This window comes from Thauera sp. SWB20 (genome assembly GCF_000831325.1).
GTDB lineage: Bacteria > Pseudomonadota > Gammaproteobacteria > Burkholderiales > Rhodocyclaceae > Thauera > Thauera aminoaromatica.
The window spans coordinates 25,670-39,631 of record NZ_JTDM01000021.1 but is presented as its reverse complement, the minus strand read 5'-3'; the positions used below and the strand labels follow the sequence as shown (position 1 = coordinate 39,631).

18 protein-coding genes are annotated in these 13,962 nt (G+C 68.0%); 3 read left to right on the top strand and 15 right to left on the bottom strand.

Translation table 11 applies throughout. The annotated features are described in order from the left end of the window. Nucleotides 1-11 precede the first annotated feature (11 nt). Both PO78_RS17615 and PO78_RS17610 read right to left on the bottom strand, forming a co-directional pair. Nucleotides 12-1,109 carry an NADH:flavin oxidoreductase/NADH oxidase gene (locus PO78_RS17615; protein ID WP_004306150.1) on the bottom strand — a complete coding sequence of 366 codons (1,098 nt, stop codon included), beginning with the start codon at nucleotides 1,107-1,109 and terminating at the stop codon, nucleotides 12-14. Nucleotides 1,110-1,250: 141 nt separating this feature from the next. Then, the gene (locus PO78_RS17610; protein ID WP_004306152.1) at nucleotides 1,251-1,835 is read right to left on the bottom strand and encodes a TetR/AcrR family transcriptional regulator; all 585 of its coding nucleotides are present in this window, start codon (nucleotides 1,833-1,835) and stop codon (nucleotides 1,251-1,253) included. Nucleotides 1,836-1,933: 98 nt separating this feature from the next. Here PO78_RS17610 and PO78_RS17605 point away from each other — a divergent pair, with 98 nt between their 5' ends. Then, nucleotides 1,934-2,461 (top strand): CIA30 family protein, encoded by a 528-nt coding sequence (locus PO78_RS17605; protein ID WP_004306154.1) that lies wholly within the window; start codon nucleotides 1,934-1,936, stop codon nucleotides 2,459-2,461. Between the two features lie 125 nt (nucleotides 2,462-2,586). Here PO78_RS17605 and PO78_RS17600 read toward each other — a convergent pair whose 3' ends face one another. From PO78_RS17600 to PO78_RS17545, 12 genes are all read right to left on the bottom strand, one after another. Beyond that, entirely contained in the window at nucleotides 2,587-3,201 is a 615-nt protein-coding gene (locus tag PO78_RS17600; protein ID WP_004306156.1) for a DUF1294 domain-containing protein, read from the bottom strand. 401 nt (nucleotides 3,202-3,602) lie between these two features. Continuing rightward, entirely contained in the window at nucleotides 3,603-3,971 is a 369-nt protein-coding gene (gene sorU, locus PO78_RS17595; protein ID WP_004306453.1) for a SorU family sulfite dehydrogenase c-type cytochrome subunit, read from the bottom strand. Nucleotides 3,972-3,973: 2 nt separating this feature from the next. Continuing rightward, the gene (gene sorT, locus PO78_RS17590) at nucleotides 3,974-5,200 is read right to left on the bottom strand and encodes a SorT family sulfite dehydrogenase catalytic subunit (RefSeq protein WP_004306455.1); all 1,227 of its coding nucleotides are present in this window, start codon (nucleotides 5,198-5,200) and stop codon (nucleotides 3,974-3,976) included. Next, entirely contained in the window at nucleotides 5,197-5,829 is a 633-nt protein-coding gene (locus PO78_RS17585; protein ID WP_004306457.1) for a hypothetical protein, read from the bottom strand. The genes sorT and PO78_RS17585 overlap by 4 nt, the downstream gene beginning before the upstream one ends. Continuing rightward, entirely contained in the window at nucleotides 5,826-6,359 is a 534-nt protein-coding gene (locus tag PO78_RS17580; protein WP_031943585.1) for an RNA polymerase sigma factor, read from the bottom strand. Before PO78_RS17580 ends, PO78_RS17585 begins: the two co-directional genes overlap by 4 nt. A gap of 70 nt (nucleotides 6,360-6,429) precedes the next feature. Next, nucleotides 6,430-6,792 carry a DUF305 domain-containing protein gene (locus tag PO78_RS17575; RefSeq protein WP_004306461.1) on the bottom strand — a complete coding sequence of 121 codons (363 nt, stop codon included), beginning with the start codon at nucleotides 6,790-6,792 and terminating at the stop codon, nucleotides 6,430-6,432. Then, on the bottom strand, nucleotides 6,789-8,192 hold the full coding sequence (locus PO78_RS17570; protein WP_004306463.1) for a YncE family protein: 1,404 nt from the start codon (nucleotides 8,190-8,192) through the stop codon (nucleotides 6,789-6,791). The genes PO78_RS17575 and PO78_RS17570 overlap by 4 nt, the downstream gene beginning before the upstream one ends. 170 nt (nucleotides 8,193-8,362) lie before the next feature. Further along, nucleotides 8,363-9,289 carry an anti-sigma factor family protein gene (locus tag PO78_RS17565; protein ID WP_004306465.1) on the bottom strand — a complete coding sequence of 309 codons (927 nt, stop codon included), beginning with the start codon at nucleotides 9,287-9,289 and terminating at the stop codon, nucleotides 8,363-8,365. 19 nt (nucleotides 9,290-9,308) lie between these two features. After that, on the bottom strand, nucleotides 9,309-9,812 hold the full coding sequence (locus PO78_RS17560) for an RNA polymerase sigma factor (protein ID WP_004306467.1): 504 nt from the start codon (nucleotides 9,810-9,812) through the stop codon (nucleotides 9,309-9,311). Nucleotides 9,813-9,873: 61 nt separating this feature from the next. After that, nucleotides 9,874-10,266 carry a COG4315 family predicted lipoprotein gene (locus PO78_RS17555; protein ID WP_004306469.1) on the bottom strand — a complete coding sequence of 131 codons (393 nt, stop codon included), beginning with the start codon at nucleotides 10,264-10,266 and terminating at the stop codon, nucleotides 9,874-9,876. 195 nt (nucleotides 10,267-10,461) lie between these two features. Beyond that, nucleotides 10,462-11,712, bottom strand: a complete 1,251-nt coding sequence (locus PO78_RS17550) for a hypothetical protein (RefSeq protein ID WP_004306471.1) — start codon at nucleotides 11,710-11,712, stop codon at nucleotides 10,462-10,464. 162 nt (nucleotides 11,713-11,874) lie between these two features. Further along, complete coding sequence (locus tag PO78_RS17545) at nucleotides 11,875-12,339, bottom strand: nuclear transport factor 2 family protein (protein ID WP_004306473.1); 465 nt, start codon at nucleotides 12,337-12,339, stop codon at nucleotides 11,875-11,877. Between the two features lie 181 nt (nucleotides 12,340-12,520). Here PO78_RS17545 and PO78_RS17540 point away from each other — a divergent pair, with 181 nt between their 5' ends. Together PO78_RS17540 and PO78_RS17535 are read left to right on the top strand one after the other, a co-directional pair. Then, nucleotides 12,521-12,754, top strand: a complete 234-nt coding sequence (locus tag PO78_RS17540) for a hypothetical protein (RefSeq protein WP_004306475.1) — start codon at nucleotides 12,521-12,523, stop codon at nucleotides 12,752-12,754. 69 nt (nucleotides 12,755-12,823) lie between these two features. Next, nucleotides 12,824-12,970: a hypothetical protein gene (locus PO78_RS17535; RefSeq protein ID WP_156147847.1), complete on the top strand. Its 147-nt coding sequence runs from the start codon at nucleotides 12,824-12,826 to the stop codon at nucleotides 12,968-12,970. Here the strand turns inward: PO78_RS17535 and PO78_RS17530 are convergent. Then, nucleotides 12,952-13,923 (bottom strand): MBL fold metallo-hydrolase, encoded by a 972-nt coding sequence (locus tag PO78_RS17530; protein WP_040828892.1) that lies wholly within the window; start codon nucleotides 13,921-13,923, stop codon nucleotides 12,952-12,954. The genes PO78_RS17535 and PO78_RS17530 overlap by 19 nt on opposite strands. Between the last annotated feature and the right edge of the window lie 39 nt (nucleotides 13,924-13,962).

Here is a 13,962-nt window from a genome sequence, read left to right as displayed (position 1 = left end):
CGCCGCGCTGGTCACGCGCTTCTGTAGCGCTCGAGCCAGTGCGCGTAGGGCGCGGGCAGCACCCAGGTCGGGCGCTCCACGTTCAGCGCGCGCGCCGCCTGCATCGGCCAGTGCGGGTTGGCCAGATGGGCGCGCCCGACCATCACCAGGTCGAGCTGGCCGTCGCGCACGGTGGCGTCGGCGGTGGCGGGGTTGTCGATGCCCCAGGCCGAGGCCACCGGCAGTCCCGCTTCGCGACGCACGCGTTCGGCGATCGGCGCGAGGAAGGCCGGTGCCCAGGGGATGTTTGCGCTCGGCGTCGAGAAGCCCACGCTCACGCTCAGCAGGTCGAGGCCCTCGCGCTTGAACTGGCGGGTGAGCTCGATCGATTCGGCCAGCGTCTCTTCGTCGCGGCCGTCGTATTCGAGGACGCCGAAGCGCGCGGTCAGCGGCAGGTGTTCCGGCCACACCTTGCGCACCGCCTGCAGGGTCTCGAGCAGGAAGCGGCTGCGGTTCTCAAAGCTGCCGCCGTAAGCGTCGTCGCGCTGGTTGGCATGCACCGAGTAGAAGCTCTGGGCGAGATAGCCGTGGGCGAAGTGCAGCTCCAGCCACTCGAAGCCGGCCTCGAGCGCACGCCGGGCGGCAGCGACGAAGTCCTCGCGCACGCGGGCGATGTCGTCCACCGTCATCGCGCGCGGTACCTTGGGCAGGTTTGCGCCGAAGGCGGTCGCCGAGGGCGAGATCGTTGCCCAGCCGCGCGCATCATTGGCGGCGATGTGGTCGTCGCCGTCCCACGGCCGGTTGGCGCTGGCCTTGCGGCCGGCGTGGCCGATCTGGATGCCGGGCACGGCGCCCGCGGCCTTGATCGAGGCGGCGATCGGCGCCAGCGCGGCGGCTTGCGCGTTGTTCCACAAGCCGGTGCAGTTGGGCGAGATGCGGCCTTCGGGCGACACCGCGGTGGCTTCGACGATGACCAGGCCGGCGCCGCCGCGCGCGATCGCGGGGTAATGCACGCTGTGCCAGTCATTGACCACGCCGTCGGTGGCCATGTACTGGCACATCGGCGGCACGGCGATGCGGTTGCGCAGGGTGACGTCCTTGAGCTTGAAGGGCTGGAAGAGGGCTGACATGGGATTGGTCCTTTGGGGGGATTGGGAAAGAGGGGATCGATCAATGTGCGGCGACCGCGGGCGGACGCGACAGGGTTGAAGTTGAGGCAGGGCTTGAGGCGATTCGACCAACCGGAACGCTGTCATCCGCCGCGTGGGTGCTTATTCGGCCAGCAGTCGCAGGCTTGCCGACCAGGCCTGCTCGAGCGGTTCGGCGTTGCGGTGGAGCTTGGCGAGCAGGTTCGCGCCCAGCCACAGCGCGTAGAGGGTGCGCGCCGTCGGCAAGGGTTCGACCGCTGCGAGCGAGCCGTCCTCGACCGCGTCCGCAATGCACTGCCCAAGCCGCGCAATCACATGCTCGGTGCCGTCGCGCAGGGTCAGCCGCATCGCCTCGGACAGGTCCGACACCTCGGCGCTGAGCTTGACCACCAGGCATTTCTGCTCGCAGCAATCGTCCGCCTGGGTCGTGCGCCACTGCTCGAAATAGCGCAGCAAGCGATCCCGCCCGGACAGCCCCGGCGCCTGCAGCAGCGTGTCGAGCTGGGCGAGGTAGTCGGTGAAGTAGTCCTCGAGCAGCGCCTGGCCGAAGAGCTCCTTCGACTTGAAGTAGTGATAGAACGAGCCCTTCGGCACTTCGGATGCCTGCAGCAGCTCGGCAAGACCGACGCTGGAAAAGCCCTTGGCCGCGATGATGTGCTTGCCGGTGCACAGGATGTGCTGGCGGGTGTCGGTGTGGCGGGTGGTCATGGGGGAGGCAGTGTACGCACGAATAGACCGGTCGTCTAGAAGCGCATCAGAATTCCGCCGTGCATCGCACTGCTGGTCATCGGCGCCATAATCGCGCCATGCCCGAAACGCTCTTCCTCTTCGACCACCCCGAGTCGGTCGCCGCCTGGTCCGCCATCGATGATCGCGTCATGGGCGGCATCTCACGCAGCGCGCTGCGCTTCGATCCGGCCGGCCATGCCGTGTTCGGTGGGCAGGTCTCGCCGGACAACAACGGTGGCTTCGCCTCGGTGCGCGCGCCGGTTTCACCGCCGCCGGGCGCGGACATCGACGCGATCGAACTCGTCGTGCGCGGCGACGGCCACCGCTACAAGCTCAACCTGCGCACCGACCGCGGCTTTGACGGCGTCAATTACCAGGCCCCCTTCGAGCCACCCGCCGGGCAGTGGGCCACGCTGCGGCTGACGATCGATGCTTTCCAGCCGAGCTGGCGCGGTCGTGCGGTACCCGACGCACCACCCTTGCGCGGCGCGCGCATCGAACAGGTCGGGCTGATGATCGCCGACCGCCAGTTCGGTGCCTTCGTGCTTGCAATTGGCGCGATTCGTGCGAGGAGGGCAGGCGAGGGCGGTGACGCCCCTCGATGAGTCGGCGCCGCGCCACGCCCGATGGCGCGCGATCGCTCCAGCAGGCGCCGGCCTCTCAAGAAAATGTTTCACAAGCCCTTGTTTTCTTTGCGAACGCCTTTCACCGCTGGCGGGGGATGGGATGCTCAGATCGCCCGGCGCACCGTCTCCAGCGTCTGCGCCCCATACGGCGACAGCAGCCAGCCGAGCGCCGCGCAGTTGAGCACCACGGTGATCCAGTAGGTGGTCTGGAACGAAGCCTTCGAGGACTTGTGGCGGAACAGCCGCTGCGCCGCCAGCGCCCCCGGCCAGCCACCGAGCAGCGAGAACAGGTGCAGCGTGCGCTCCTGCACCCGCCAGGCGTTGCGCACCGCGGCCGACTTGTCGTGCCCATAAGCGAGAAAGGCGATCACGCTCGCGACGACATAGAGCCCGAGCACCGCCACCGGCAGCCTGCCGTAAAACGCCATCGCGGCGACGAACACCAGAAAGCCAGCGGCAAACACAGTCGGCAGCGCGCTGCGCTGGGAAGAAGCGGGCGCCACCGCCCGCTCGCCGACGAAGGCAACGCCTTTCGCCTGCGCACGTCCCTTGTTGTCGGTGTTGCACTCGTAGGTCACCAGCTCGTTCCCCTGCGGCCGGCGTTGTCGGTTGGAGAACTCGCTGACATGCAGGAAGACGCGCTCGCCGCCGCCGTTGGGCGTGATGAAGCCGAAGCCTTTGTCGTCGTTCCAGGTGGTGATTCGTCCTTGATGGCGCATGGGGGCGGAGGATGGGTAAGGGGCGGGGAAGGGGAATCCACGACGAGTGTCGTGAGCGGTGCGGAGGATAAACCAGGCGGTGACGGGCCGTCTGCTTGGGGCGGTGCTCCGTGCTTATGCCGGGCGGGCTATGGTTTTTTACCGGTTGCCTATGACGGTTCGTCGGCCAGTTCCTGCATTCGATTCTGCTCGGCTGCATGCGGAGGGGATGACCGCTTGCCCGAATTCCCAATTCACCCTACCGACCCAATCCAGTCTGTCGAGGAGTTGAGAAGCAGTCGCTGCCGACGGCGGCGACCGATGAAGATGCCCTGCGTTTCGGTGCCAGTCAGCGTCTTGCGGCCCGCGCGGACGAGCCTTTATCGGTGGGGATGCACCACAGATTCCACCCACCTGAAGTTTCACTTGGCACCCCCGCTGGCCTTCGACACGTAGAGCGCCAGCGCCGCAATCTCTGCTTCGGTGAGCTTGTCCTTGTACGAGGGCATCTGGCCCAGCCCGTTGCGCAGCGCCTTCGCCACGCGCGCAGCGTCGGGCTTCAACTCGTCGAGGACCGGGCCGACGGCGCCCTCGGCACCTGCGGCCTGCAAGGTGTGGCACACGGCGCACGACGGGACGACGCCCTGCAGGAAGAGCTTCTTCCCCAGGGCGAGTTGCGCGCTTTCGTCGGCCGCCAGCGCGGGCAGAGCGGGCAGTGCCAGGCCTGCGACGAGCACCGACGCGACTTTCAAGGCATGCACCACGAAGTGCTGGTGGATGGTGTTGCGCATGTTCAGGCCACCGTCACTTTCACGGCGTGGTCGGCCCAGCTCGTGTTGTTGTAGCCGCCGGCGTTTTCCATCCGCTGTTCGGGCTGCACGTTGCCGGCCGTGTCGGTGGCGCGGCTGGCCAGCGTGTGGCTGCCAGCGGGCAGCTTCGCGGCCAGCACGAACTGTCGCCAGGCATAGCGGCCCAGGTCGGGCCCGGTGAGCCGCGCGTCGTTCCAGGTCTTGCCGCCGTCCAGCGACACCTCGACGCGCTTGATGCCGTTCAGCCCGCCGAAGGCCACGCCTTGCACCTGCACCAGGCCGGCCTTGACGCTGGATGCATCAGGCGCCGGCGAGTTGATCCACGACTTGACCGACATCTCCTGCACCGACGGCTGGCTCGGGTCGCCCTTGCCGCCCGGCGGCGAGATGCGGTAGCCGTGCGACATGATCTTCGCCTCGGTTTCCTTGGCCGTGAAGGCCAGGCGCTTGATGTACTTGATGTTGTTCACGCCGGTGTAGCCGGGCACGATCAGGCGCAGCGGCCCGCCGTGGGCCAGCGAGATCGGCACGCCGTTCATCTCCCAGGCCAGCAGCGCGTCGGCCATCGCGGCGGCCGGCACCGAGCGCTCGACGATGATGCTCAGCGGGTCCAGGCCTTCGGGCAGCTTCTCGCCGCCGGTGCCGGTCAGGTAACCGGCGCCCGGCACGACGCCGCCCAGCGCTTCGGCCACCACGCGCACCGGAACGCCGGTCCACATCACGCAACCCGCCGCGCCCACCTGCCAGGGTGTGCCACTGGGCTTGCTGGGGAAGTAGCCGCGACCATTGCCCGAGCACTGCAGCACCATCGCGGTCGTCTCCACGCCCATCGTCTTCAGCTCGCGCAGCGTCAGCGTGCGCGGCGCCTTCACGCCTTCGATGGCCACCTGCCAGGCGTCGCGGTCGGCGACGATGGACGCGTCGGGCGCCGGCAGGTTGTTGCGGATGTAGAGCTGCTCGCCCGGCGTGATGACCCCGCTGCCGAAGGCTGCGCGCTTGGTCTCGATGGTGGTGCTGCTGTGCACGATGACGCTGGCCGGGTCTTTCCACGCCACGTAGGCGGGCAGCGGCTTGGGCGTGGCGCTGGCCACTGGGGTTTCGCCAGCCGCGGCGGCACCGCGCGTGAAAGTGGCCAGGCCGGCCGCGGCCAGGGCGCTGGCGCTGCCGGCCAGCATCTGGCGCCGCGGCAGCGAGTTCAAGGTCTTGTTCATCGGGTCTCCTTGGGGGTCGGTGTGGAATTCGGTGGGGACATGTCGGTGGCTGGACCGAACTGGCTTTGCGCCACGGCCAGGGCCTGCTTCTTCTGCGCCACCAGCACCAGCGGCTTGCCGTCGCGCGAGGTGATGACTTTCCAGTGCACGTTGCCCCACCAGCCGCTGCCCTCCGTCAGTGCCACCGCCTTGTCGAAGGCGAACACGGTGACCATGCCGCCCTTCTCGAAGAAGGTGGTGAGGTGGTAGACGAGGTGGCCGTCGATGTCGCAAGGCCGCATCAGCTGCGGGAAGCCGGGCACCACCTGTTGGCCGGCCAGCCCCAGGTGCTGCAGCAAGGGCGCGCTGGCCATGAAGGTGCCGCGCAGCGTGCGCTCGAAGTATTCGTGTTCGATGGCGCCGCGCACGAGTTCTGGCGGGCGCATGGCCAGCACGGCGCCGGTGCCGCTGCCTGCCAGCAGCAGGCCCAGCACGGCGCGCTGGAAGCTGCGCCGCGCCATTAGCGGCTGCGCCTTGCGGTACAAGTGCGGCGGGGCGTCGATGGGCTCGAAGGCCAGCGCCAGTTCGGCGCGCGTGCGCAAGTCGAACGCGCTGTCGGGCAACTCGGGCGGCCGGAGTTCGCGCTTCATGACGGGGTCTTCCGCAAGGGCGTGACCTGGGCGCCGCCGGGTGCCCGCACTGGCACGCCCATCACCTGCTTCAGCGCGTCGCGCGCGCGAGCCAGGCGCGACAGCACGGTGCCGGGCGCAATCTCCAGCGCCTCGGCCATCTGCGCGGTGGGCATGTCGTCGAAATAGAACAGCACCAGCACCTCGCGGTGGATGGGCGCCAGCCGCGCGAGCGCCTTGACCACGTCCAGCTTGTCGTCCAGCCCGGCGTCGGGGGCGGCCTGCTCGGGCTGCTCGTCGTCGTCCAGCGACTGCATGCCCGGCGCGGCCTGGCGGAAGGCGGCGCGCCGCATGATCTGGAACAGCCAGGCCCGCGCCAAGGCCGCATCGCGCAACTGCTCGCGGTGCTTCCAGGCGTTGGCAAAACAGTCCTGCACCACGTCTTCGGCGATGGCACGCGAGCCTGTCAGCGCCCAGGCGCTGCGCAGCAGGAAGCGGTAATGGTCCCGCACCCATTGGTTGTAGCGGGACTCGGCAGACTGGAACAGCATGGTGATCAAGAGCGGACAGCGCTGCGGTTCATTCCATCGCCATCGTCAGTGCTTACCCTCAGGCTGGGCATCACGGCCCGCGCGTGCCACCCAGCGATGGAAATTCGGCTGCCGAACCCGCGCTAGAGCGCTGCTGCAAGGCCGCCAGCCGCCGCGTCATGCTCTCGATCTCGATGGTCTGGCCGGCGATGATCTCCTCCGCCAGTTGCCGCGTGGCCGGGTCGCGGCCGTGCTGCAGCACCAGCCGCGCCATGTCGACGGCGCCGGCGTGGTGCGGAATCATCATCGCCAGGAAGTCGATGTCGGCCTGGCCCACGAAGCCCGGGCCGTGCATGTCTTGCATCATGCGGGCCATCGAAGCGTCCATCTCGCGCTCGAAGGCACTGACTCCATGTTGGGCGTGTCCGCCCCTCATGCCCTTCATGCCCTTCATGCAGTCTGCCCCTTGGCACCCACGCGCACGTAGACCAGGTTGATGCTCTTCTTGTTGCGCAGCGCTCCGGAAGGCAGGGTCAGGTTGCCCAGCGGAATCTGCGCGATGAAGACCGGCTTCAGCGGGTCGCTGACGTCGAAGGCGCTGCACACTGTCTGGCCGGCGTTGGGCGTGCCGGGCAGTTCGTCCTGCTCGTGGGCGATGTAGAGCAGCGTGTTTTCGGGGTTGGTCCACAGCCCGTGGGCTTCGCGGCCGTGGCTGAAGAAGCTGCCCACCACCTTGCGCTGCCCGCCGGCGGCGCTGCGGTCGATGATGGCGATGGGGCTGGAGGCCACGCCGCCGGGGCCGCCGTCGTCGATGCGCGCCAGGCTGGCGTAAACCACGCTGCCGCGCGCGTTGCTGACGAACTCGACGTGGTTGGGCCGCGCGCCCATGCCCAGCGGCACGCTGTCAATGAGGTCGAAACCGCCCCGCGTCGAGCGAGAAGACAGCGCATCGGCCAGCTTGTGCGAGAACCACACCTCGGCGCCGTCGGGCGTGGTCTTCATGAAGGGCGTGAAGCCGGGCTTGTCCTGCGCACTGATGTCCAGTGTCGTCACGCGCTGCGGCTGGCTGTGGCCATCGGCGCCCGGGTTGACACGGAACACGTCGACCTGCGACACCTTCTGGCTGGCCACGAAGGCCAGCGTGCCTTCGCGGTTGAACCATACCTGGGCCGGGCCGTTGATCGTCGGCAGGAACTGGCGGATGGCCGTCGAACCTGTGTTGTCGGTGCCCTTCAACTGACGCAGGGCGAGTTCGACGTTGACGATGGCGATGCGGTCTTCCCCGCGCAGCGTCACCCAAAGCTCCTTGCCGTTGCGCGTGAAGGTGGGCTCGTGCGGTTCTCGGCCCAGCAGCAGGCCGCTGCTCAGGCGTTCGGGGTTGGTGGTGGGGCCGGCAGCCGGGTTCGGCGTGTTGCCGATGACGCGGCGCTGCTCGGCGTCGATGAGGTAGATGTTGCTCGAGCCGCGCCCGCTGGTGGCCAGCAGGCGGCCGTCGGGAGACGGCACCGCGCCGTGGGCGTCGATGCAGCCGTGGTACAGCGGCTTGTGGATCATCGCCGCGTGCGTGGGCGCCACGCCGGCGGTGACGTAGCGGAACGGCGGCCGCGGGTCTTCGTCGAAGCTGGTCAGGTTGATCGTGCTCTCGACGGTGTTGGTCTTGGGATCGATGACGACGAGCGTGTTGGAGTCTTCGTTGGTGATGAAGACGCGGTCGCGCGGGTCGATGCCGGGGCCAGGCGCTGTCGTGCTGGTGCTTGTGCTGGCGGCCGGTGCCTGGGCTTGTGCTGCGGGCAGCGCGCTGGCTGCCGCGGCGGCCAGCGAGTATTTGAGGATGTCGCGACGTTGGGTGGTCATGGGTGCTTTCTTTGTTCAGTGCAAAGGTGGACTGGGGCCCGTGACGCGCGACCTTGCACCCAACGAAGGGCTGTGTCGGTGCGTCAGGCGCTCGCAGCAAAGAGCGCGCTTCAGGCCAATTCATTCCATGGCGGTGCAAACCGCCTGCGCTGCGGGACTTGCCGTGGCCTTCAGCGCGGTGCGCCCAGCTGTTGGTAGACCTCGGCCGACACCCGCGCCAGCACGCTGCGGTCGGCGTCGGACGACAGCGCATAGCCGAAGGGCCCGTCGACCCAATAGAACACGTTGACGGCGCCTTCCTGCGCGAAGCGGAAGGCGGTGTCAGCGTTCTTCGCACCCGGTTTCGCATCCGGTTTCGCGGCCCCGCCCGAGCCCGCGGCGCTGCCGACGTCGGCCACGTCATTGGACACGTACAGCGTCAGCTTGCTGCCCTGCTGGTTGCGGTACATGAACTGAGCCACCGGCCCCTGGCCACCTGGCAGCAGGCGCCCACCTTCCAGCGTGTAGCCCTGCGCCTGCAGGTGCGGCGGTTTCATCGGCGCGCCCATGCGCTTGGACAGCCAGGCCACGAGCTGGTCTTCGTGCGCGGCGTCCACTTCCACGGGCCGGCGCACATCGGGGCTGTAGACCGCGTGCGCGACGGCGGCACGCTGCGCGAAGCCACCCGCAGACACCAAAGTCAAACCACCTGGGGCCGGTTGCACAGCCGCCATGCGGGCGGCATCGTCACCGGCTGTTCCAGGTCCGACGCCGCGCAGCCCCCAGCCCGTGGCGCCGCTGATGACGGCGATAGCCAGCCCGGCGGCCAAGCGCTGCAGGTACCAAGGCGTCGGCGATACGGCGCGCGGGCGCGCCGACTTCAGCAGGCGTTGCGGCGGCTGCTCGTCCAGCACGGGGTCGAACAGGGCGTGCAGCTCGCGCTTCTGCGCACGGTAGGCCTCGACGCGCTGCGCATCGTCGGGGCGCGCGGCCAGGTAGGCGGCGATCTCGGCCTCACGCTCTGCGGGCAGACGGCCATCGACAAACGCATGCAGCTCGGCCTCGGTGACCGGGGGGGTGGGCGGGAGGGTGGGCGGCGATGGGCGATCGGTACTCATAGGGTGCTTCGCAATGCATTCATTTGACGACCTTCAGCCGCACGGGTTCGGCACGACCTTCCATCAGGCCGCGCAGGCGCTCACGGCCGCGCGACAAGCGCGACATCACCGTGCCGATGGGAATGCCCAGGGCCTGCGCCACGTCGGCATAGGCCATGTCTTCCAGCGCCACCAGCAGCAGCACTTCCTTCTGCTCGACGGGCAGCAGGTCCAGCGCGGCCTGCAGGTCCAGCACCGCCAACCTGTCGCCTTGCGTCGGCATCACCGGCACCTCGGGGGTGTCATCGTCCATGGTCACGGTGTGCAGCCTGGGCCGGCGCACGCCATCGACGTGCAGGTTGTGCATGATGCTGAAGAGCCAGGCGCGCATGTCCGCCACGCTGCCCCACAGGCCCGACTTGGCCCAGGCCCGCTCCAGCGTGTCCTGCACCAGGTCGTCGGCGTCGTCACGGTTGTTCACCAGCGCCCGGGAATAGCGGCGCAAACGCGGCACCCAGCTCAGCAGTTGATGGTCGTCGTTCATCAAGATGTTGACGATGGGGTGAGCCCGCGCGAAGCTGGGTGTGCAGGCGGGTGTACAGGCGTCATTCCTTGATGATGTGCCAGACCTGTTTGAAGTTGTCGCCGCTGCGGTCGCCGGCCTTCTGGTCGGCCTTGTAGGTGTACACCGGCTTGCCCTTGTAGGCCCACTGGCGTGACCCATCGTCGCGAGTGACGATGCTGTAGGCACCCGTGGTCTGGTCGGTGGCGGTGGCCATCATCGGCGGCCACAGCGCGGCGCAGCCGCCGTTGCAGGCGCTCTTGCCGCTGTTCGCCACGTCCTGGTCGAAGGTGTAGAGGGTCATGCCGCCGGGTGTGACGAGTGCGCCGCCAGACAACATGGCGGGCGCCTTGGCAGGCGGCTCGACCATGTTGGCACAGCCGGCAGTGACCAGAAACGTTGCCGCAGATGCGGCGATGGCGAGGGTTTTGAACATGGGAAGCTCCGTGGAGGTGGTGGCGGATTGGGCAGCGTGGGTGAGATGTTGCTCACATCGGGGCAGACGGCACGCTCAGGCCTTTTATTCCGCAGGCGTGAAAAAAAGATGGGGTGTTGGTTGTGCAGGGTGGCGGGCTGCCCCTGCCCTGTGCGTCGAGCGCGGCTCCATGGTCGGAGCCGCGCGGCCTCGTTCTCAGGGTTCGGGCGTCAGGTTTTGGCCGTTCTCGACTGGGCTGATGCCCACGACGTGGCTGACGCTGCGGGTGCGATTGGCGTTGTCGGTGACCCGGGCGGTGATCGTGACCGAACGCTTGCCCGCGGGCATCAGGAGCGATCCGCCCACCACCCAATCGGCCGTCGTCACGACATAGCCGTCAGCGTCCAGCTCGCTGCCGGCAACGTTGAAGATCGGCGCCAGGTTCGAGCCCGCCGGCACCACGTTGCCGTTGGGCTGGCGCAAGGGCACGTCGAAGGTCACGTTCAGACCCGGGAAATTGCGGTTCGTGCCGTTGCTGGGATGCGTGATCGGGTTCTGGATCTGGCTGCCATCCAGGATGGTTCCCAACACCGAGCGGGCCGCCGTGCCTTGGCCGTTTTCGCTGACGCCGATGCCGTGACGCGAGCGGTCCAGCGCCGCCACTTGAATGAAGAACAGCGATGCATTCGCAGGCGGCGTCGGATTGCCGGTTTGCGGCCCGGGTGACACACGCGACGGCACGCGGGGCGCGATCATCGTCACCTCCGGTCCGTCCGCGTCGTCGATGCCGTCATCGAACACATCGATCGGAAGGGGCGTCAGTGCCTGCCCCGATGTGATACCGCCGCGCAGCACCGCCATCGAGACCCTGTCGAAGCCGATGCGACCGGCGGTGTCGACCACGGCGGTGGTGATGTTGAAGCGGCTCGTGTCGAGCGGCAGCGATTCAAGCACGTGCCAGCCCAGCCACAGCGTCACGCCCGCGCCGGGCGTGTCGTCGGTGCCCAGGATGTTGAAGAGGTTCGCCAGGTTGGTGTTCTTCGGGATCACGCCACCGTCGGGCTTGACGAGGTCGGTGTCGAGGAAGACATAGAGGCCCGGAATGTTCGGGTTGACCTGGCCGAGAAGCGCGGTGTTTCTGATGTTGAGCGATTCTTTCGCGGCGATCGGTGTCGCGTCGCGCGTGACGACCTCGATGTTCAACACGAAGCCGGTGCCATTCACGCTGCCTGCGCCAATGCGGCCTTCGCCCGGCACGATCTGCGAATCCGCCAGCGGCGAGACGATGCGTGCGATCGGTGCGAGGTCGCCGCGTGCGCCCATGCCGTCCCGTATCTTGATGATGTTCGGATACGTCAGCGATTCAGCGCCGTCTGCAGCGTGGCCGGGCAGTGAAGCAAGGCCTGCCGCGGCCGCGAGGGCAGCATGCATCAGCACGGCCGAAAGTTTGGAAAGCGGGTGTCGCATGGGGAGCTCCTGGGTGGATGGGTGAGCAGTGCGTCAACCACTTCAATCAGGTCGACGCACGGGCGCTTGCGGGTATTCCGTTGTCAACTGCGGGGAATGAACCCGAACGACGCAGGTGCGCACCGCCCCCGGTCTGGCCCGGTGCGGCGCGGCGCTGGTGGATCAGTAGGTCGCGGTCTTGCCGGCGGTTTCGGCCGTGGCTGCCAGGGCGACGTTCAACTTGGGGTCGATCTGCCACGTTTCGCTGACGATCTTGCCTTCGCGGTAGGTCAGCACGTAGCGCACCTTGATGGGCATCTTGCCTTCGAAGACGACGTTGGCGGAGACCGTCGAGCCCTTGGGGTTGGCCGATTCTTCGATGGAGCCGATGGTGAGCTTCAGCGGGCCGACGGCCTTGCCGAACTTTTCCCAGGTGCCGCGGATGGCGTCGGTGGTGGCGTAGGTGCCGTCCAGCGGGCCGCCGACCCAGTTCAGCTGGGCCTGGTCGGCGTAGGCGCGCATCACGATCTGGGTGTCGCCCGAAGCGATGGCCTGGAAGTGCGTGCGGGCGTCGTCGGAAGGGGCGGCGAAGGCGCTGCCAGCGGCAAGCGTCAGGGCAGTGGCAGCAAAGGCGAATGTCTTGAACATGGAGGGCTCCGTTGAAGGCTTGATGTGAAGTGAGGGGTGGTCGGTGGTGGATGAAGGGTCCATGAGGTCCCGACACAAGGGCAGACGGCGCCGGCAGGCGGTCTATTCCGGCCCACGCAAAAACTTTTTCTGTCACGCCATCGGCAGTTGACCCGCCCGACACGCTCCACCAATTGCTCCGATGAAGCGAACCCTGACCTTCCTGCTGCTGGCCAGCTTGTTCACCGCCGCGACCGGTGCGCTGGCGCAAGGCATCACCGACCCCATTGGCGACCTACTGCCCACGTACATCGGTCCGCAGAACGGCGACGTGGATGTGGCGAGCGCGTTCGCCGGCTACGACCCGGCCAGCGACACCTTCAGCTTCTCGGGCACCTTTGCCGACGCCCTCGGCACCACGGCGGGCGCCTTCTAGTTGCGGGGCCTGGACCGCGGTGTCGGCACCGAAGGTTTCGTGAGCGGCAGCCCATCGGTCGGCCAGCGCATGAAGTTCGACGCCGCCGTGTTCCTGTGGCCCGACGGCATGGCTCGCGTGATCACCTTCGTGGGGTTGGTAGGCACGGGCGTCGAACTCGGGGCTGGTACTGCCACTATTGCCGGCGGCTGCGCGCCTCAGGGCGCCAGCCGCTGACCGTCTTGCGCGAACACCACCCCGCCGGCGTAGTGCGCGGTGATCGACGCCTTCACAGCGTCACGCTGCGCGTCGAGCGCGGGCGACAAGTGGCTCAGCAGCAGCTGGCCGGCGCGCACCGCATCGGCCACTTCGCCGATTGCCTTGGGCGGCGTGTGCAACGTGTACAGCACGTCGGGGGAGCCGGGTGGGTCGAGCACCACGCTGTTGAAGACCAGCAGGCTGGTGCCTTGGGCGATTCGCCGCAGACCCGCCAGCCCGCTGGCGTCGATGTCGCCGCTGAAGGTGATGCTCTTGCCGGCGTGGTCGATGCGGTAGACGACGGCCGGCGCGTCGCGGTGGTGGCCGGCCACGGCGCTGATGCGCAGGCCGCCTTCATCAAACAAGGTGCGCACCTCGGGCAGCGCCGCCGCCGTGGCGGGTGCGTCGATGTCGGTCACTTGAAAGCGCAGCGGCGTTGAGAAGTCCTTCAGGTAGCCGAAGGCGCCCTGCTTGCCGAACAAGAGGTCAATGAAGCGGCTGGTGGCCGGGAAGTCGGCATCGTCGGCATCGAGCGCACGCCGCCCGGCCGGCCCGAAGATCTTGAAATCGACCGGCCCGCGGTTGGACACCGCACGGGCCTTAAAGAGGCCTGGCAGTCCACCGGCATGGTCCACATGAAGGTGCGTCAGCAGCACGATGTCGGCCCGACCCAGCGCCAGCTTGGCTTCACCCAGGCGCACGAAAGATCCCGGGCCGGCGTCGACGAAAACACGCGCCACGCCATCCACCAACACCACGAAGGCCGAGCCCGCGCGGCCGGTGGCACCCGGGCCGCCCGAGCCCAGCACCACGAGTTCCAGCGCCGGCGGGGCGGCCGTCTGGGCCTGAGCTGCGAACGCGGCGGGCAGCGTGCACATGGCCAGACAAAGTGCCGCCAAGCGGCGCCGGCAGGGGTTGGCCAGAGTTTTCATTCGATCCTTTGTGCGGGCGGGGCGACAACGGGGCGAACC